The sequence below is a fragment of the Chloracidobacterium sp. N genome (assembly GCF_018304765.1).
GTDB classification, from domain to species: Bacteria; Acidobacteriota; Blastocatellia; order Chloracidobacteriales; family Chloracidobacteriaceae; genus Chloracidobacterium; species Chloracidobacterium aggregatum.
The window spans coordinates 693,842-712,272 of the sequence record NZ_CP072643.1; the positions used below are offsets into that span (position 1 = coordinate 693,842).

The 18,431-nt window shown below is 64.1% G+C and carries 17 protein-coding genes; 7 read left to right on the plus strand and 10 right to left on the minus strand.

The genetic code is table 11. The features are described from left to right. Positions 1 to 816 (plus strand): tryptophan synthase subunit alpha, encoded by an 816-nt coding sequence (gene trpA, locus J8C05_RS13925; protein WP_211423358.1) that lies wholly within the window; start codon positions 1 to 3, stop codon positions 814 to 816. On the opposite strand, the gene fliK is transcribed toward trpA, so the two are convergent. From fliK to J8C05_RS13955, 6 genes are all read right to left on the minus strand, one after another. Next, positions 804 to 1,574: a flagellar hook-length control protein FliK gene (fliK, locus tag J8C05_RS13930; protein ID WP_211423359.1), complete on the minus strand. Its 771-nt coding sequence runs from the start codon at positions 1,572 to 1,574 to the stop codon at positions 804 to 806. The genes trpA and fliK overlap by 13 nt on opposite strands. A gap of 117 nt (positions 1,575 to 1,691) precedes the next feature. Further along, on the minus strand, positions 1,692 to 2,987 hold the full coding sequence (locus J8C05_RS13935; RefSeq protein ID WP_211423360.1) for a tetratricopeptide repeat protein: 1,296 nt from the start codon (positions 2,985 to 2,987) through the stop codon (positions 1,692 to 1,694). A 45-nt stretch (positions 2,988 to 3,032) separates the two neighbouring features. Next, a complete protein-coding gene (locus J8C05_RS13940) occupies positions 3,033 to 3,980 on the minus strand; it encodes a formylglycine-generating enzyme family protein (protein WP_211423361.1) in 948 nt (315 codons plus the stop codon). Then, positions 3,977 to 4,624, minus strand: a complete 648-nt coding sequence (sctL, locus tag J8C05_RS13945) for a type III secretion system stator protein SctL (protein WP_211423362.1) — start codon at positions 4,622 to 4,624, stop codon at positions 3,977 to 3,979. The genes J8C05_RS13940 and sctL overlap by 4 nt, the downstream gene beginning before the upstream one ends. 27 nt (positions 4,625 to 4,651) lie before the next feature. Next, positions 4,652 to 5,644 carry a hypothetical protein gene (locus J8C05_RS13950; protein WP_211423363.1) on the minus strand — a complete coding sequence of 331 codons (993 nt, stop codon included), beginning with the start codon at positions 5,642 to 5,644 and terminating at the stop codon, positions 4,652 to 4,654. A gap of 66 nt (positions 5,645 to 5,710) precedes the next feature. Then, positions 5,711 to 7,114, minus strand: a complete 1,404-nt coding sequence (locus J8C05_RS13955) for a dicarboxylate/amino acid:cation symporter (RefSeq protein WP_459543844.1) — start codon at positions 7,112 to 7,114, stop codon at positions 5,711 to 5,713. A 146-nt stretch (positions 7,115 to 7,260) separates the two neighbouring features. Between J8C05_RS13955 and J8C05_RS13960 the strand changes: the two genes are divergently transcribed. Both J8C05_RS13960 and J8C05_RS13965 read left to right on the plus strand, forming a co-directional pair. Continuing rightward, positions 7,261 to 7,773: a tetratricopeptide repeat protein gene (locus J8C05_RS13960; protein ID WP_211423364.1), complete on the plus strand. Its 513-nt coding sequence runs from the start codon at positions 7,261 to 7,263 to the stop codon at positions 7,771 to 7,773. Further along, positions 7,770 to 8,777 (plus strand): lysylphosphatidylglycerol synthase transmembrane domain-containing protein, encoded by a 1,008-nt coding sequence (locus J8C05_RS13965; RefSeq protein ID WP_211423365.1) that lies wholly within the window; start codon positions 7,770 to 7,772, stop codon positions 8,775 to 8,777. Before J8C05_RS13960 ends, J8C05_RS13965 begins: the two co-directional genes overlap by 4 nt. A gap of 83 nt (positions 8,778 to 8,860) precedes the next feature. Here the strand turns inward: J8C05_RS13965 and J8C05_RS13970 are convergent, their stop codons facing one another. The 3 genes from J8C05_RS13970 to J8C05_RS13980 form a co-directional block, all read right to left on the minus strand. After that, complete coding sequence (locus J8C05_RS13970) at positions 8,861 to 10,195, minus strand: hypothetical protein (protein ID WP_211423366.1); 1,335 nt, start codon at positions 10,193 to 10,195, stop codon at positions 8,861 to 8,863. Between the two features lie 258 nt (positions 10,196 to 10,453). Continuing rightward, entirely contained in the window at positions 10,454 to 12,601 is a 2,148-nt protein-coding gene (gene sctV / locus J8C05_RS13975; protein WP_211423367.1) for a type III secretion system export apparatus subunit SctV, read from the minus strand. A gap of 72 nt (positions 12,602 to 12,673) precedes the next feature. Continuing rightward, entirely contained in the window at positions 12,674 to 13,888 is a 1,215-nt protein-coding gene (locus tag J8C05_RS13980) for an FHA domain-containing protein (RefSeq protein WP_211423368.1), read from the minus strand. 312 nt (positions 13,889 to 14,200) lie between these two features. Here J8C05_RS13980 and J8C05_RS13985 point away from each other — a divergent pair, with 312 nt between their 5' ends. Genes J8C05_RS13985 through J8C05_RS14000 form a run of 4 tightly spaced genes read left to right on the plus strand, consistent with a single transcriptional unit; the run spans position 14,201 to position 16,118 of the window. Then, positions 14,201 to 14,659 carry a tetratricopeptide repeat protein gene (locus J8C05_RS13985; protein WP_058880936.1) on the plus strand — a complete coding sequence of 153 codons (459 nt, stop codon included), beginning with the start codon at positions 14,201 to 14,203 and terminating at the stop codon, positions 14,657 to 14,659. Positions 14,660 to 14,709: 50 nt separating this feature from the next. Beyond that, complete coding sequence (locus tag J8C05_RS13990; protein ID WP_058865798.1) at positions 14,710 to 14,919, plus strand: hypothetical protein; 210 nt, start codon at positions 14,710 to 14,712, stop codon at positions 14,917 to 14,919. A gap of 52 nt (positions 14,920 to 14,971) precedes the next feature. After that, complete coding sequence (locus J8C05_RS13995) at positions 14,972 to 15,676, plus strand: hypothetical protein (RefSeq protein WP_211423369.1); 705 nt, start codon at positions 14,972 to 14,974, stop codon at positions 15,674 to 15,676. Positions 15,677 to 15,710: 34 nt separating this feature from the next. Continuing rightward, on the plus strand, positions 15,711 to 16,118 hold the full coding sequence (locus J8C05_RS14000; RefSeq protein ID WP_211423370.1) for a hypothetical protein: 408 nt from the start codon (positions 15,711 to 15,713) through the stop codon (positions 16,116 to 16,118). Positions 16,119 to 16,280: 162 nt separating this feature from the next. On the opposite strand, the gene J8C05_RS14005 is transcribed toward J8C05_RS14000, so the two are convergent. Beyond that, positions 16,281 to 18,086: a M14 family metallopeptidase gene (locus tag J8C05_RS14005; protein ID WP_211423371.1), complete on the minus strand. Its 1,806-nt coding sequence runs from the start codon at positions 18,084 to 18,086 to the stop codon at positions 16,281 to 16,283. Between the last annotated feature and the right edge of the window lie 345 nt (positions 18,087 to 18,431).

The window sequence follows — 18,431 nt, forward strand, 5'->3', positions numbered from 1 at the left end:
ATGAATCGGTATGCCGCGCGGTTTGCCGCGCTTCGCCAGGCTGGACGAAAAGCCTTCATTCCCTTCACCGTTCTCGGCTTCCCTGACCGGGCGCGCTGCCTGGCCAGCATCGAGGCCATGCTGGCCGGCGGCGCGACGGCGCTGGAGCTGGGCATTGCCTTCAGTGACCCGATTGCCGATGGGCCGGTCATCCAGCAGGCCACCCATGACGTGCTGGCGTCCGGTTTCGGCGTTCACGATGCGCTGGCGCTCATCGCCCAGGTGCGGCAACGGGATGCCGACATTCCCATTGGTCTGCTGGTCTATCACAACACGGTGGCAGCCCGTGGGGCCGGGCAGTTTTTTGCCGATGTGCACGCGGCCGGCGCGGATGGCGTTCTCATTGCCGACCTGCCGCCGGAAATGGCGGCCGAAATGACGGCCGCCGCCCGGCAGGCCGGCATTGCGCCGATTTTCATGGTCTCTCCGCTGACGGATGCCGCGCGGTTGCAGCGGCTGGCCGCGCTGGCAGAGGGCTTTCTTTACGTCGTCTCACGCCTGGGCATCACCGGCAGCCAGACGCACTTCGACGACCAGCTTCGGGTGACGCTGGAACGGGCGCGCGCCGTGGTGAACCTGCCGCTCTGTGTCGGATTCGGGGTTTCGACGCCGGCGGCCGCGCAACACATGGTGGCGCTGGGCGCGGATGGGGTCATCACCGGCTCGCGGATCATCGAAATCATCCGCGCCGCCGGGGAAGACTTCGGGCCGGCTGTGGAGCAGTTCTGCCGCACGATGCAGGCAGCCGTTGACGGGAACGCCGTTCAGGCCGTGTAGATGTTCTCGCCGCCGGGCAGTGCCGCCGGGGTGGTGGCGTCCGTGGTTTCCACGCTTTCGGCCACTGTGTCGGTCATCTGGTGCTGCCCGAAGCCTGACGCCGCCGAGCCATCGCCGCCGTTGCCGGACGACGCCCCGGCGTCCGCGCCGGCCAGTCTGGTCGAGAAGGAAACCACATCGAGACCCCGCGCCTGGAGCAGTTCATTGAGTTCGCGCGCGTGGGCATCCACGATGCGCTTGGCGGCTTCGGTCGTGGCCGTGATTTCCGCCGAGACACGGCCGCGGGCGTCAGTTTGTAGCGTGATGCTCAGCCCGTGCAGCACTGAATGGCTGAGCTGAATCGTGGCCTGCGCTTCGTTGCCGGAAAAGGTCTGCGTGCGCACCGTCGCCACGATTTTTTCCATGTCGAGGACGTGCAGGATACGGCGCGGCGTCACTTCGGCCGTGGCTTCCGGGCGGATTTCCCGGTTGGTCGGGAGCATGGCCGCGCGGGCCGCATCCTCGGCGGCGGTCGGGGTCTTCCGGTCGTCTTCGGCCGTCTGTTTGTGGTCGGACGCGCCGGCGCTTTCGGCCTGCGCTTCGTGCAGGGATTCCTGTCCCAACGCGGCGGCCGCGTCAGGCTGGCCGGCGGCTTCGCCTTCGGTCAGTCCATCGAGCTGGCCGAGCAGGTCATCAAAGCCGCGCGTCGGTGGCGGAGTGGACGGTTTGCCGGTGGGACGGGAAGACGCTGACGGGTTTGCCGACGGGTTGACCTTCATTGGTGCATGACTCCGAACAGTGAAACGTAACGGCACATGGCGGCCCATCCAGGTTTTCGGTACTTCGCGGCCGATGTTGCGTCCCGGAAACAGACATCTTCTCGCATCCGCTGCCTTCTACTTCTTCTTGCCGGCGGCCTTCTGGAGCAACGTACGCAGTTCGGTCGTGTTGACCTGTTGCCCATCCGGGTCCAGCTCCACGGCCTGCTGAAGGTGCGGGCGCGCTTCCTTGTACTTTTTGGCGCGGAACAACATTTCGCCCAAGCGCGCATGGGGCAAGGGCGAGGATGGGTTGCGTTGCAGGGCGGTTTCGTAGGCTTCCCGCGCCATATCGGTTTTCTTCTGCCCGGCGTAGGCGTCGCCCAGCGTAACAAGCACCTCAACTGAAGGCGACAGCATCAGCGGCCGCAAGCGCTCGATGGCCGCGCCATAGGCCCGTTGGGCCACCAGCGCGCGGGCAAGCTGCAACGGCAGTTCCGGCGGCGCGTAACCCAGGGCTTCAGCGCGTTCCAGACTGGCGATGGCTTCGCGCGACTGACCGCGCCGCAGCAAAGCCAGCCCCAGGCCGTAGTGCGCCATGGGCAGCACGGGATTGGCGGCAATCGCCCGCTGGAAGGCAGTGGTGGCTTCGGCCGGCTGGTTGGCGGCCAGACAGGCCAGCCCCAGGGCATAGTTGGCAATCGAGGAAGCCGGCACCAGCCGGGTCGCTTCCAGCAGCCGTGGGATGGCGCTGGCCGTATCGCCAATGCGCAGCGCCAACTGGCCCTGGCCCAACAGCCCCAGCGCCCGGTACTCGATGCGCAGGTCTCCGGCCTCGATGTGGCGGTTGGCCGTCTCCACCAGAGCTTCCCACTCCTCGGCCGTGACGAGGTTCGTCGTCCGGGGGTTCTCATAGCGCGCCAGCAGCGCGCCAACGTCGTAATCCAGCGCAATGTCGAGGCGCTTTGTCTCCGGGATGATCTCGACTTCCTGGGAAAAGGGCAGGTAGTGCTCACTCGTGGCGCTGATGCGCACGACACCGGGCAGCAGTTGGAGCTTGAGCGGCTGGTCGCGGCGGGCGACGCCAACCACCTTTTCCCCAACGAGAATGTCAGCCTGGGACACATTGACCGTCACGAGAATGTCCAGCGGCTTGGGTGGCGCTTCGGCTGGCGGGGCGGCCGGCGGCGGCGCCGGTTCCGTCGCCGGAACGGGCTTCTTCCGTGGCGACGCTGGAGTTCGTGGACGTGGTGCAGCTTTTCTGTCGCCAGCGGGACCGGGCTCCGGTTCGGGGGCCGGCTCGGCCGGCTTTGGCTCACCCTTCACGCGCCGCTCGATGTTGGATTCCTGGGCCAGGCAGGAAGCCTCCGACCAGTTCCCACCCATCAGCCCGATGAGCAGCCCCACAAGCATTGCATCAGATGGCCGGGTCATGCTTCCTCACCTCATCAGCTTACCTCGCCAGGGGTTGGCCTGGGTCTAGGGCGTCGTGGACGGCCGGGGCGTGCCGACGGTCGTGGCGTTGTTTGCCGGTGCTGAGCTTGGCACGACGATGTAACGAAATCCAAGCATCGGGTCCGTCACCGTCGGCGGAACGGCCTTGCGTACGGAAAGGCTCAGTGTACGCGGCTCCTCGTCCGCCGAGCCACCCTTGATGATGCGCCGGGTCTGCCCCTTTTCGTCCGTTTTTGGCGCACCTTCGGCATCGAGTTCCACATCGTTCGTCCATTCCCAGACGTTACCGGACAGATCATAGACGCCGTAGGGGCTGCGCCCGGCCGGGAAGCTCTTGACCGGAAATATCTTGCCGCCAGTCTGTTTGGAAGCGGCCACGTTGTCCTGCCAGGTGCGCCCCCAAGGATACACCAGGTTGTCATCGCCCTGCGCGGCGCGCATCCACTCGGCTTCGGTGGGCAGGCGGACGGTCGCGCCAATTTTCGTGCCATACCAGGTGCAGAAGTCATTGGCGTCGTGCCAGGAAACATTCGTCACCGGCTGCATGGCGGTTCCGACGGGAAAGTTGCTTCCCGTCCAGCCGGCCGGGGCGGCATGGCGCGTGGCCACGATGAATTCGTGATACTGCTGGTTGGTCACTTCCGTTTCGGAGATGAAAAACGTCTCCACGGCAACCTTGCGTGGGGGAATGCCCTCAACGCCGCCCACAGCGACCGTTCCACCCGGAATGAGAACGGTGCCGATGACCGGCGTGGGTGGCACCGGTGACGGCGCGGGCGGCGGCGGCGACGCTGGCAGGTTGGCTGGCGGGGATGGCGGCGCAGCCACCGGAGATGGCGGGGACTGCCCTCCGAAGAAAAACCACAATCCGCCGCCGAGCAGAATGGAGAGGAACAGGCACACTGCCGTGGCGATGCCGAGAGCCACCAGGCGGGCACTGTCCGCGGGTTTCTGTTGCGTCCGAAAGTTCATTCAGGTGAGCTTTGACGCGCTTCACGCCGCTGCATGGCATGCATTTCGAGCAGCGCCTGCTCGATGACGCGCAGTTGGGTGTCGAGTTGGGCATCTACGATACCGGATTCACTCTCCAGGATGCAGCCCCCCACCGACACGCGGGTATCGGGAACGATGTTGACAAACTGCCCCCGCCGGAGGGTTTCAATGGCTTCGCGGTGCCGTTCGAGCCGGGGTACATCAGCCGGATTGACGCAGATGGTCACGGTACTCGCCTGGCGGAGGTTACGCATCGCCGTGCGGACAATGTCCAGCAGGGTTGTTTCCTGGACTTCCAGCTCCCGCCCGACGATTTTCCCGGCAACCCGCAGCGCCAGACGCAGCACTTCCTGTTCAGCCTGAGTGAGCAGCGCCTCGCGGCGGTGCTGGAGATCCAGCAGGCGCGTGGTGAACTCCGCCAGTCCGGCTTCGTAACCGGCCTTCCAGGCTTCCGCACGAATCCGCTCCACTTCGGCCTGCGCTTCGGCAATGCGCCGGTCAGCTTCAGCCTGTGCCTCACGCACAAGCCGCCGGGCCTCGGCGCGGGCCTCGACGACGGCGCGTTTGACGATACCCCCGGTGAGCGGAATCAACTCCGGGACAGATGGCTTGACGACGAGCATAGGCAACGTGGGCCGGACCAACGGGCGCTATTCGAGCGCGACGGCTGCGCCCGACAAGTCGGGCATAGATTGGTTACGATGATGTTGCGCCCAGCGCGAAACGTCTTCAAACAGTTGTTTTTGCAGCTCCGGGCGGGCTGTGGACGGTGGGGCGTCGAGCCACTCCTGCAGGCGCCGGACGAGCTTCGGCGGCAACTTCTGAAAGGCAAAGGCCAGGCGGTTGGCGTCACCGGCGGCCGGCAGCGCCACCATGATGACCTGCCAGCCCAGCGTCGTCACCAGTTCGGGGTCGCGTTTGTGGGCCGTCATGGCCGTCCGTACGAGCTGGCGCGCAAACTCCCGCCGCGCGGCTGCCGGCGGGCGGGGCCGGATGCGCAGCGCCGCAATCTGTTCGGCGATGGCACGGGCCTCGGCTTCGGCAAAGCGCCGCAGCAATGCCGTCACGGCCTCGGTTGTGGGCAGGTCATAGCTGGCCAGCGCCACCTCGGCAACGCCCACGGCGTGCGCCACCCGGTACAACTCAGCTTCGGTCAGTTCGTCAAATACCGTCAGCGGCGCAATCTGGTCGGCGCTCACGAACTGGCTCAGGAAACGCTGGCGGATGGCATTGAGCACCGGGGCTACGGGGGCGAGGTCATCCATGTTGAGGCGCATCTGGCTCTGGCGGAGCGCGCGCGCCACGGCCGTTCCAATGGCAGCCGGCAACGACGCCAGCAACAGCCGCTGAATGTAGAGCGGCTCATGGCGCAGCGCCGCCGCGATGTGCGACGGATGAACCCGTTCATCAAGCGCTGGTGACCGCTGCCGCACCCGTTGCCGCAAACCGTCGAGCGTCTGCGCCAGCCAGGCCGTCACCGTGGCGTCATCCTGCGCGCTTATTTCCTGCTGGCGGGAAGTCAGGCGTTGCTGCGCCTCTGCCGGCAGAAGCGCGAACAGTTCGGAAGGCGGAATGGGCTGCTGTGCGGTGTTGCGCTCATACGCCAGCGCCAGTGCCAGTAACCAGTCGGTGGGATTTCCCATGGCGTTGTTCTCCGCGTGGCAGCCGGCCGGAGACTGTCGGAAACCCAGGGGCCGCTGCGCCCGGGCCTATTCCGGCGTCTCCGAAACTGACGCCGTGTGTTTGGGATAGAAGTCATCCAAGCGGCGCTCGTGCGGTTCGCCCAGCAGACCCAGGTTATGGGCCACCAGCATGGACACACAGGCGTCGCTCGTCACATTGGCAACGGTACGGCACATGTCCAGCGGGCGATCAATGGCGAAAATCAACGCCAGTCCCTCCTGGGGAATCCCGGCGGCACCCAGAACGATGACGAGAATGACCAGTCCGGCGCCGGGCACGGCGGCCGCTCCAATCGAGGCCAGCGTCGCCGTCAGCAGGATGCTCAACTGGTCGCCGAGGTCGAGGTTCAGGCCCAACACCTGTGCGATGAATACCGCCGCCACGCCCTGGTACAGCGCCGTTCCGTCCATGTTCACTGTCGCGCCGACCGGCAGGACGAAGCTGGCGACTTCTTCATGAACGCCCAGATGTTCCTGTACGCGCTCCATCGTCACGGGCAGGGTCGCCGCGCTCGAACTCGTCGAAAAGGCCACCAACTGCGCCGGCAGGATGCCGCGCACAAAGAAGCCGTAGGATTTCCCGGTGACGGTCCGCACGAGCAGCGGATAGAACAGCAGCACCAGTACGGCGAGGCCGGCCAGCACACACAGCGCATACCAGACGAGGCTCACCAGAATGTCGGCGCTGGGCGATTCCGTCATCAGGGCTGCCAGCAGTGCCATGACGCCCACCGGTGCGGCCAGCATGATGAGGTCCACCAACCGGAGAATCACTTCGTTCAGGCCGTCGAAGAAGTCCTTGACCGGCTTGGCTTTGTCTTCCGCCACAAGCATCAGCCCGACGCCGACCAGCAGCGCAAAGAAAATAACCTGGAGCATGCGGCGGTTGTCCGTCGTGGCGGCAAAGACGTTGTCGGGAATGATGTCCACCAGCGGCTGGAGCGGCCCTTTTTCCTGCTCGGCCTGGGCGGTGCTGATACGCTGGCCGGCCTCACCGGCGTAGGCGCGCAGCAGGGTTTCGCGTGTGGCCGGGGTGACACCGGCGCCCGGTTTGACGACATTGACAATAAGCAGCCCCAGGGCAACGGCCACGGCGGTCGTCAGCAGGTACAGCACGAAGGTCCGCCCGCCCATCCGGGACAGGCGGCCGATGTCTTTCATGTCGGACGTGCCCTTGATGAGCGAGGCCAGAATGAGCGGCACGGCAATCATCTTGAGCAGGTTGATGAAGATCGTCCCGAAGGGCTTGATCCAGTGCCTGACGACCTGCTGCGCCCCCAGCCGGTCGGCCACAAAGCCGATGAGAATGCCGGCTGCCATCCCGGCCAGGATTTGCCAGTGCAGGGGAATCTTTTTCAACATAGGGCGGATGCGACCGATGCCGGAGATGCCGTTGCCGGAGATACCTTGCGCGCCGTGGATTTCAGGCAAGCGTCTTGTTTTCGCAAAGCCGGCTTGAAATGTCAAAGCCCGGCTTTCTGTGGCGCTTCCGGGGACTGGAAAAGGCCGGCTTGCAGTTGTGCCTTTCCACGGGTAGCGTTGTGCGCAGCAGCAGGACATTTCAGGTGAAAGCGCCCATGCTCACCAAACAGGACCACGACTGGTTGCAGGGAGGGCTGTCGCTGGCGGCGGCGACCGGCTGGACGCCCGAAGAAGTCCGTCTTGTCACCGACCTGGGCTACAGTCTGGCCGAGCAGGGCCGCCATGCGGAAGCCATTACGGTGTTTGAGGGGCTGGCGGCGCTCGTGCCGGCGACGCTGTACTTCCAGTCGGCGCTGGGTGCGCTCAAACTGCGTATCCGCGACTATGCCGGGGCGCTTCCCCATCTGAACCGCGTCCTGGCGGCGACACCCGACGACGCCGTGGCGCTCGTCAACCGGGGTGAAACCCTGCTCCACTTGGGTGACATTGCCGGGGCGCGCACCGATTTGCAGCGGGCGGTGGCGCTTGTCCGTGAGCCAACGCCGCCACCCTACATCCAGCGGGCGCGGGCGCTGCTGACGTTCATCGAGCAGGGTGGGCGGCCGCCGGTGCGTACGGCTCTGCCCCCGCGCGACATCCGCCAGCTTGGGGATGGTTTCCAGTTGTGACGACGACAACGGCCATGCCGGACGGACGACCGCCGCGCCGGTGGTGGACCGTCGTCCGGTGGCTGTTCCTGCTGGCTCTCGTGGTTTTTCTGGCCCGGTCGGGACACCTGGGCGGAGTTCTGGCGGCGCTGCGCCGGGCGGAACGGCACTGGATTGCCCTGGCTCTGCTTCTGGGCGGCATCATGCTGGTCATCCGGGCGGCCAAGTGGTGGGTTCTGCTCCGGCGCGTCCTGCCGGGCTTGCCGGTGGCTTACGCCTGGCGCTCCCTGCTGGGCGGCATGGCGCTGGGGTTGCTGACGCCGGGGCGTATCGGCGAGGTTGGGCGCGCCGCGGCCTTTCCGCCGGGCGCGCGGCTGGCCGTGGGCGGGCTGTTTCTTGTAGATCGGTCTGCCGATGTGGCGGCCATCGCCATGGCGGCCGGTTTTGGCACGGCGGCCGTTGCGCCGGCGGCATGGCGTGGCTGGCTCGTTCTGGCCGGACTCAGCGCCGGGGGACTGGTTCTGGCGCTGCCGGCTGTCGTTCCGGTGGTGCTCCGGTGGGAACGGCTGCCGGAGCCGGTACGCACGCGGCTGGCCACGCTGGCGGCGGCCTTTGCGGCGCTGCGCCGGCGCGATGTGGCGGTCAACCTTCTTGCCAGTATTGTGCTTATGGCGCTGGATGTCGTGTCGCTGTACGTGCTGGCCTGCGCCTTCGAGCCGGTGGCCTTTGCGGCCGTGGCCTTTGCCTTTCCCTGGATTCTGCTCACCAATCTGGTGCCCATCACGCCGGCCGGTCTGGGCGTCCGCGAGGGGACGGCCGCGGCACTGCTGCACACCTGTGGCGTACAGGTCGCCACGGCCGTCAATGCCACGCTGTTGCTGTTTGTCATCAACAGCGTCCTTCCGGCGCTCTTCGGCTGGCGTTACCTTGGGCAACACACGCCGGTGTCTTCCGGCTATCAGTTGGAAAAGCCAATCGGCGGCGCTGAGGCTTCCCCAACGCCGCCGACCGCTTACCGGCACTGACCTTTCTGGCAGACACAGCTTCCAGCGCTGGATGCGCGCCGGCAGGTCCGCCCGCCAGTCAGCCACAGGGGTTCAACTGTCTCCTAGCGCCGCACCAGCGCCCCCTTCACCCCCTGCACGCCAACGCCAATGCCTTTTCCGTTCCCTTTCCGCTCCGGCACAAACCGCGCCGACAACTGCGGCTCTCCACTCCGGTCAAAGCCCGTCACCTCGATGGCCAACTGCCCCAGGCGCTCCCGCTTCAACCCCTTGCCGCCGTCCGGCACGTGTTCCGAAACGCCACCCACCACGGCAAACACATCCACGAAAAACCGGAACCGGCGCGGCTGAATGGGGCCCGGCAGGTCAAGCTGAAACGCCACCGGGACGGAAGCGCCCGGGTTGAGGTTGAACGGTGCTGGCGATACCTGCTGCGTTGAACCCACCACCCCGCCAGTGTTGCAGGGCACGTAATCATCGGCCGTCTTGAGCCGGTAGGGATTGGGCGGCGGCGTTCCGTTGGCCTGTTGCAGTTCCACGACCTGAAACTCGGGATTGCCCAGCACCGCCGCCCCGGTGTTGACCAGGTTGGCGTTGATGTTGAACTGGTTCAGGTAGTTCGGCGAACAGGCCGACCCCAGCAGCCCGGTAAGCGTGGTCACCAGGTTCACGTTCGCGTTGACATTGGTTTTGCTGAACCCCAGCACGGTAAACGCAAAGTGTGGTGGCAATCCATCGGAGCTCTGTGGCGTCCAGTTCGGGTAACCAAAAAAGGCGCTGCGGAAGTGGCCTTCCTGCTCAGGGTTCGGCACAGCGCCGTTGGAATTGGCGAAAAACCCGCGCCCACTGCCGCCGCCAAACACATATCCGCTGACCCAGTACCGCCCGGCCGCCAGCGTCAGCGGCGGCGACAGCGTCACCGTGTAGCGCCGGATGTCGAAACCAAACCCTGACCCGACAACGGTGAAGGTCGTCGATGTGTAGGTGGCCAGCGGCAGGGCGTTGACCGGCCCGATCCCGCCGCTGTGGGCATAGATGTCCACGGCGCCGGGCTGGGTGGTCGGTGTGCTGGCGTAAATGTCGAAGGTGATAGTCCCGATAGTGGCGCTCGATGTCAGCACGAAGTCATCGGCCGAGCGGGCGCTTGGTATGGCGGTATTTTCCTCGGAGGCCCGTCCATTCACATTGTTGAACGGGCCGTTGTCCCACAGCACGACGGGTGAAGAAAGCGTCGTGGGCGGCAGGTCTGTTGTCCGCTGACCATTGTTGCGCCCCGGCGTCTCACTGACCGTCATGCGCAGATTGGTCTCGGCCGGTTTCCTGTCCTGCGCCGGAACCGGGGGATGGAAGGCGGCAAAAGACAGCAGTGTCACCAGCACCGCGGCCAGCGACGGCCAGCGATGCCGGGCGTAAGGGTGATGCACAGGTTGTACGGTCACGATGTTGGTCTCCGTAAGTGGCGTGTTATCCCTTTGTGGTGCGACGGCTGAACCTGAGCTGGATCAGGTAGAAACAACGCACCAGGACTCCACCGGGCAGAGACTCGGCTACCCAAAACAGGACGGGTGTGGAACACCAGAAAGTGTTGGTAATCTAACACCACATGAAGAGGTGGGGCTACAAAAAACCTGACGGATGCAGAAAAAACCGCGCCGACCGCCAGCGCCGGCCGGCGCAGCATTTCCCACCCAACCCGGCTAGGCCGCCAGTCGCCCGCCGTGCGGCAGGGCAATCCGGGCAATGGGCTGGATGGTCAAATCCGGCGACAACTCCTGATAGGAAAGCACCGAGACGTTCGGAAACTCCACTTCCACGAGCTTGCGGACAAACCGCCGGATGTCCATATCCGTCACGATGACGGGCTTCTGGGCCGTGGGTGGCAACTCGCCGATTTCATGGCGCAGCGCCGCCAGAATGTCATTGCTGATCGTCGGATCGAGCGCCAGAAAGGCCGAAGTCGAGGTGCGCCGGATCGAGCCGCGTACGATGTCCTCAATTTCCGGGTCAAGCAGATAGACAAACAGCGTCCCGCGCCCGCCGGAAGCCTTGAAGGAAATGACCCGCTTCATCGAGGCGCGCACGTATTCGGTCAGTTGCGCCGGGTCCTTCTCGATGCGTCCCCATTCCGCCAGCGCATCGAGAATGGACTTCACATCCCGGATCGAGACGCCTTCCTGCACGAGGCGCTGCAGGACATCCGTGAACAGGTGCAGCGAAACAATCTTCGGGACGACTTCCTCCACCAGTTTCGGCGCGCCGCGCCCGACGAAATCCAGCAGCGCCTGCGCTTCCTGGATGCCCACGTATTCATGCGCGTGACGGCGCAGGATGTTCGAGATGTGGAGCAGCAGAAAGTCGCTCGGCTCCCAGATTTTGAGACCGGCCACGGCCGCCAGCAGGCGGTAGTCATCGGGCACCCACGCGCCGGGACGCAAATCGGCCGGGTTGCGCACTTCCTCGCCCTCAATGCCAAACACCCGGATGTTCTCCACCGAATCGTTGACGTAGAAGTGAAACGGTTTGACGACGCCCTGCGCCACGGGTACTTCCTTGACGGCAAACACATAGTGGAAGGGTTCGAGCGGGGCGTTGCCGGTGACGTAAATCTGCGGCATGAGCACGCCGGTGTCGTAGTACATCGTGTTGCGCAGCGCCGTCAGCCCTTCGCGGAACTTCGCCCCGGCCGGAAATTCCGGGTCAATGTAGGGCGCCAGCTCAGGGCTGGTGACAATCGCCATCGGAACGGTGTAGGACGGCTGGATGTCGTCGCTTTCGGGCGTCTCTGCCGTTGCCCCTTTCTTCTCGGCCGCCTGCGCCGCCAACGCCTGCTGGCGCTTGCGCAGACTGAACGCCACCGGCGCCACCACCGCCGCCACGATGAGCACCGGCAGGGCGACGACGCTCCCGGCCAGTACCGCCACGACAGCCAGCGAACCCAACAGCCCCGAAACCACGAGCAGCGGTTTGGGATTGGCCAGCATCTGGGCGCTCATGTCCGCGCCGACGTTGCTGCTTTCGTCGGTATCGTCGCCGGCGACGCGCGTCACCACCAGACCAGCTGAAATGGCGATGAAGATCGAGGCGAAGATAGCGCCGAGGCCGTCACCAATGGTCAGGATGAGGTACTTCTTCGCCGCCACGGCCGGGGAAAGCCCCTTGTACAGCACCCCAATCGCCATCCCGGCCACGATGTTGACGACGGCAATGATGATGGTGGCAATGGAATCGCCCTTGACGAACTTCATGGCCCCGTCCATCGCACCGTACAGCCGGGATTCCTTCGCCAAGTCTGAGCGGAGCTTTTTGGCGACATCCATCGTGATGAGGCCCGACCGCATATCGGCGTCAATGGCCATCTGCTTGCCGGGCAGCGCATCGAGGGTAAACCGGGCGGCAACTTCCGCGACGCGCTCAGCGCCCTTGGCTACGACCAGAAACTGGACGACCAGCAGGATGATGAACATCACGAACCCGACGACGAGGTTGCCCTGGGCCGTGATTTCTCCCAGCGCCTTGATGACATCGCCGGCATCGCCCTTTGTCAGGATGCTGCGCGTACAGGAAATGCTCAGCGCCAGCCGGAACAGCGTCGTCAGCAGCAGGATGGTCGGGTAGGTCGAAAGCTGCAACGGACTCGAAATGTAGAGCGACACCATCATCACCGCGAGTGAAATGGTGATGTTGACCACGATGAGGATGGAGAGGATGAAGGTCGGCACGGGCACGATGATCGTGCCGATGAGCACAATCATTCCGGCCGCAATCAGCAGGTCGCTGTTTTTCGAGAGGGCCGCGGCAAAGTCAATGCCGCTGAAGCTTTTCACCTGGTCAGTCAGGGAAGTCATGGTTTTCTCCGCACCAGTCACCGTCGAATCAGAAGCGTTTGGACAAACCGGGCAACACACAGCGTCGCCGGCCTAGAGCGTTTCAAGAAGCACATAGACGAGCAGCGCCCCCAGAAGCGTCCCCACAGCCATGACCGCCAGTTCAACGCCGGTGAAATAACCCAGATAATAGTACGTCGCGGCTTCCGCTGCCGGCGCTGTCACTGCCGGTGCAACTCCGGTCGCTGGTGGCGCACCGGGCGCGGCCGCCGATGGCAGCGCTTCGGGCGCCACGGAACGGATGTCCGCTTCAGTCACGGCCGGCATTTCCAGCACCTGGCGCAGGGACGCTTCATCGGTCTCCAGCGAGCCGGCAGATTCGAGGTCAGCCGGCTCCCCGTTCAGAAATGGCTCTGCTTCCCGCAGAGGGGCCGTTGCCACGGCGTCGGTCAGCATGGACAGGGTGGCTGGCGTACGGAAAACGAGCGTCGGCAGGGGCCGCTCCAGCGGGCGGGTCAGCGGCGAGGCAAACCGGATGCGGTCGCGGTCAACGAGGGCGCGTGGCTCGGTCACCGGCTCGTCGTTGACCGTCAGGCGGTGCTCGGCCAGCACCGGATGCAGGACAACCCGCTCCCCGGTTTTGCGGACGAGCGCACAGTACGTCACCAGTTCCTGCTGGTTGAGCGTGATGCGCAGGCCCGAAGCCTCCCATCCCAGCGGGACTTCCGCATCCCCGGCCGGCAGCGGCAGGGAGACGTTCGGCTGGTAGCCCCCCTCGATGACGAAGCGGAAACTGTCCTCCGGGGCGACCATGGCTTCGAGTATCTGCGCAAAACTGGCGTTTTCGGGAATCTCCAGTGACTTGCGCAGGCTGGAAGGGCGGAATGCCGCCGGCAGCAGGCTGTCGAGATCGAACTTCATGCCACTCGTGAACAGCTCACGGGTGGCCGCCTGGAGCAGGCTCGTGGCCCGGGGGTCATCAAGTCGGGCCGCCGGGGAGTTGCCGTCGAGCACCGTGATGACGTAGTTGCCGATGTGTATCCGGTCGCCAAAGGTCAGCGGCCGCCGGTCGCCGATGCGGACCGGCAGGCCGTTGAGGCGTGTGCCGTCGCCATGGTTGACGAAGGTGATGTGCCCGTCTTCCTCGAAGATGATCACATGTTCGGCGGCAATCCCCAGACCGGTCAGCCGCAGGGTGGCCTGGGGGCTGCTTCCCACACTGATGACACTCGTGCGCCAGACATCTTCCAGCAGGGGCTTGGCGGCAGGTGGTGCGCCCACCTCACGCACGATGAGTTTGACTTCCATTCAGAAACTCCTCCGGCCGGCAACCGGATGTGAACCGGGGATTCGCCGCCGTGGCTCTTGTCTCTCCAGCCAATGTTCGGTCATGCTAGCGCGTACATGTAAACTTCAGATGTGTTCACGGCCAACGTTACGCCGCCGTAACCTCGATGTTCCTGGCGTGCGCCACAAACGCGAGGCAGAAAATTTTCCCGGTTCCGCCGCTTTGGACGCAACACCGTGACGCCCGTTTCGATAACGAGAGTGCAAGCGGAAACGCCTTCACGGTTGCGTCCGAATCCGATGACCACAGAGAACGTACAGGAGACCCTCCCGATGAGTGCCAACGGAAACGAAACGCCACGCCAGCAACTTGGCATTACCGATGAAGACTTCCAACGCATGGGCGAGATTGGCGCCATGTACTACGAGCAAGGCGACCTGAAGCGCGCCCGGACAATTTTCGAGGGTCTGGTTGAAGTCGATCCGACCAGTGCCGCCGCCCATGCCGCACTGGGTGCGCTCTACACCCGGACGCAGGAAGATGAGTTGGCACTCGCCAGCCTCGAACGGGCGATTGCCCTTGACCCGCAGATGATTGCCCCCTACGTCAATCGCGCCGAGGTGTTTCTGCGCATGGAGCGTTACGAAGAGGCCATCGCCGACTTGCAACGCGCCATTGACCTCGACCCGGAAGAAAAGGACCCCGGCGCCAATCGCGCCCGCGCCATTGCGCTGGGCATTCACCAGATTGTGCAGGAAGCTGCCGAGCAGGGCGGCGACAGCATTCAGTAAACCCTACCGGTCTTTATTGACCCACTCCCAAAGAAAGGAACCTTCTCACAATGTCGAACTTCGGTCTTCCACCCAAGCCCACGATGCCCGGTCCCAATGCTTCAGACACCGACCGTCTCAAGTATCAGCAGGACATGCAGAACTACCAGTTCGCCCTCCAGCAGGCGGTCAACGCCATCACGCAGGAAGGCGTGACGAAGTCGAACCTGCAGAAAGCGGCGCACGACGCCATCATGCAGATGATCAACAACCTGCGCTAAGCCTGCGGGCCTGGGTCACACCCGGGCCTGATTTATGAAAGGGAGGCTCGTCATGCCGTTAGGAAAGATACTCGGTGGTATTGCCCGCGTGGCCGTACCGATTCTCAGGACCGTCGCCGGCAGCAATCCTCTGCTCGGTATCGCCACATCCTTTCTCCGTGGGGGCGGCATTGGTAACGCACTCACCAACCTGGTTCAGCGCATCAGCAGTTCCTTCCTCCGGGGCGGCAATCTCAACATCGCCAAGAATCCGCCGCTTGGCCCCTTTGGTCGGGCAACCAGCTTCATTGACCGTGCCGCGAAGGGTCTGGGCGATTTCGCGCAGCGGCTCCAGCAGTTCAGCCAGCGCCTCCAGAACATTTCCTCGGCGCTGACGAAGTTCAACGAAGCCCTCAAGACGCTGATGGATGCCATCACCGGGCGTACAGCGGTTGAGGACAAGATCAAGCAGGCGCAGGTTTCTTCACCTTCGACGGGGCAACCGGCCGCAACCGGGCCACCGGCTTCTTCCGGCACGCCTTCAACGGCCGTGATGCCGCGTGCCAACAGCAGTGAGTTCGGCCTGCCGGAAAAGCCGCAGATGCCGGGCCCGAATGCCTCCGACGAAGAACGGCTGCGCTATCAGCAGAAGATGCAGGAATATCAGTTTGCCCTTCAGCAAATCAAAGATGCGATTACGCAGGCTGGCGCGGCAAAGTCAAACCTGCAGAAAGCCATGAATGACGCCGTGATGCAGGCGCTCAACAACCTGCGGTAGGCACACCGCACACACTTCTTAGGAGGATTCCATCATGCCACTCCCGATACTTGCCGGTCTTGCGAAAGTTGCCCTTCCGATGCTGAAGGGTGTTGCGATGAATGCGGTCAAAGGCTTGGCCACCTCCCTCTTGAGCAACGGCGTCAAGGGCGCGCTGTCAAGCCTCGTGCAACGGATAGGTTCCTCGCTGCTCAACGGCAGCAACACCAACATTGCCAAGAATCCCCCGCTTGGGCCCTTTGGACGCGCGACGGACTTCCTTGATCGGGCGGCTGGCGGCATCGGCGGCTTCGCCCAGCGGTTGCAAAGCTTTGCCGAGCGGCTGCAGAAGATTTCCACGGCGCTGACGAAGTTCAACGAAGCTCTCAAGACGCTGATGGATGCGGTGACGGGACGCGATGCTGTCGCCGACAAGGTCAAGCAGGCGCAACTGACGATGTAGTTTTGGCACCCCACTGCTGGTTCTCTGTCGGCAGTCCCACCACATAGCAGAACGCGGCGCGCCCTCGGTCGGCGCGCTTCTTTTTTGCCCGATCTCGTTTCTTTGCTTCGTCCCCGGTGGGTCGGGCACTACCAGCCCGTCCCACCCGAACCCAACCGGCAACTACGGCAACGGTTCGATGACGCGCACCACTGGATAGCGGTCCTTGTCGGCTTCGTAGTACGGTGTCTGCTCGTAGAGAAACTGCAACCGCGCCCGTGGACTGGCGGCAAAATCGGCGTCGGCGGCCAGCCGGCGCTCAAATTCGGCCCTGAGTTTCGGGTTTCTGGCCAGCAGCTCGCGGGCAATCGGCTCGAAAACGTAATCCGCCGCGTATTCCTTCTGCTCAAAGATGGTGTTGAACCACCCCCAACGTACGGCGGAGTCAGGGCCTTCAGGTTCGAGCCAGTTGAAAATAACGCGCGCCGCCGGCTGCGTCATGGGTACATAAACCGTCCCCGCTGGAAACGTCTGTGTCGCCCGCACCCGCTTGGCCGTAACACCGGTCAGCATCACACGACCTTCAAAAGGCCGCGCGGCCCACTTTGGCTCGGTCAACCGGTAGGTCTCGCCGGTTACGGTCGTGGGCTGCTTCAGACGGTGCATTTCAACGCCGTGGGCCGCCAGCACATCGAGGATGCCCGTCCAGGCCGCCGGGATGAGATAGCCGAGCGGCACGGGAACCGCCGCCGTGGTTTTCAGCTTCCTGAACAGCCGGGTGGGGATGTCCACCGGCCGGCTTTCATACACGCGCACGGGCCGCCCGGTAACGACGCTGGTTTCCTCGCGCCAGGCGACGCCCCGGTAGATGAACGCCTCGCCAGCGCTGCTCCACGTCCCGGCAAGGAACAGCGGGGATTGTGGGGCATAGCCTGTGCCGAGCTGCGCCATTTCCCGTTCGGCAGCGCGGATGAGCGCGCGCAGCCGCGCCCCTTCCGCACCCACCAGTTCGAGCGTGTGCACCATGATGTCGTAGTGCGCCCACATCTGTGTCCGGTGCGACTTGAGGCTGTGGGTTTCGACGAGCAGGGCCGGACGGTGCCACAGCGCAACATAGGTCGTCGAATACCGTGGCTCGATGACGCCGACATCAAATCCCTTCGACCAGTCGGATGGATCGCGCGGCTCGGCATAGGGGCCGACAATGTGGCCATCGGACTCCAACCTTTCATAGAGCCGGGGCAGGAAGCTGTCCTTTGACCACGCTCCAACGGAGGGCCAGATGTTCTGCTCGGTGGGCATGTCGAGCGTCACGTCGTACTGATGATCCATGCCGTCCGTCACGTGGTTGTCCACAAAGAAATCCGGCTTCCAGGTGGTGAAAAACCGCAGCCAGGCGCGCATTTCCGGTGCATCGGCTTTGAGGTAATCGCGGTTGAGGTTCAGGCGGGTGGCCGTGGCGCGAAAGCCCATTTCCCGCGGCCCGTTCTGGTTGATGCGGTGCCACGGACTGAACCGCTCGTGCCCGTCGGCATTGAAAACCGGCATGGCGAGGATGATGACCGAATCGAGCAGCGCTGCATGGCGTTTGGTGATGAGGATGTCGCGCAGCAGCATTGAGGTCGCATCCTTGCCTGAAATTTCGCCGGGATGGATGCCGTTCTGGATAAAGACCAGCGGTTTGCCCGTCGCCTGGGCGGCAGCCGGTGTGAAGGCTTTGTCCTTCGAGGCCACGAGGACGTACAGCGGCCGTCCTTCGGCCGTTTTTCCGATGGTCAGCAGTTTGGCCAGCGGCGAGGCGGCTGCCATCTTCTGCCACAGACGCACGGTTTCGGCGTAATGGCCGGTTTCGGCATAGCCGGTTTTTTCGCAGTGCGTCAGAAAGGCTTTGGGCGCGGCCGCCGTACTTTCCACGAGCGAACGGGCCGCGGCTGCGGCCGGGGCTTCATAGCCGGAGCGGGGCGGCATGGGTTCGAGTTTGACAGGCATAGGCGGTGCGGTTTCAGGGTCAGGGGCCGGCATTTGCCCCCATGTGGTCAAGGTCAACGCAACATACAGAACGAAAGCCCAGCCACACCACTGAAATCTTTTTCGCCACGCCGGGCGGCTTCGACCGACAACAGGACGTACATCCAAAGACATCACAACATCCACCGGTTTTCGGTTTATCCATGATGTTTCTCACAAAGGCAAAAGGTCAGGAAGCCTTTTCGTTTGGTCTTACCTGCCCACGGACACCGGCCGATACGGCCCGCAGAAAAGACCATTGAGGTTGTTTTCGTCGGGCTAGCCTTTCCTGCCGGGAACCCGGCCTTCGTTCAAACGTCAACGGGC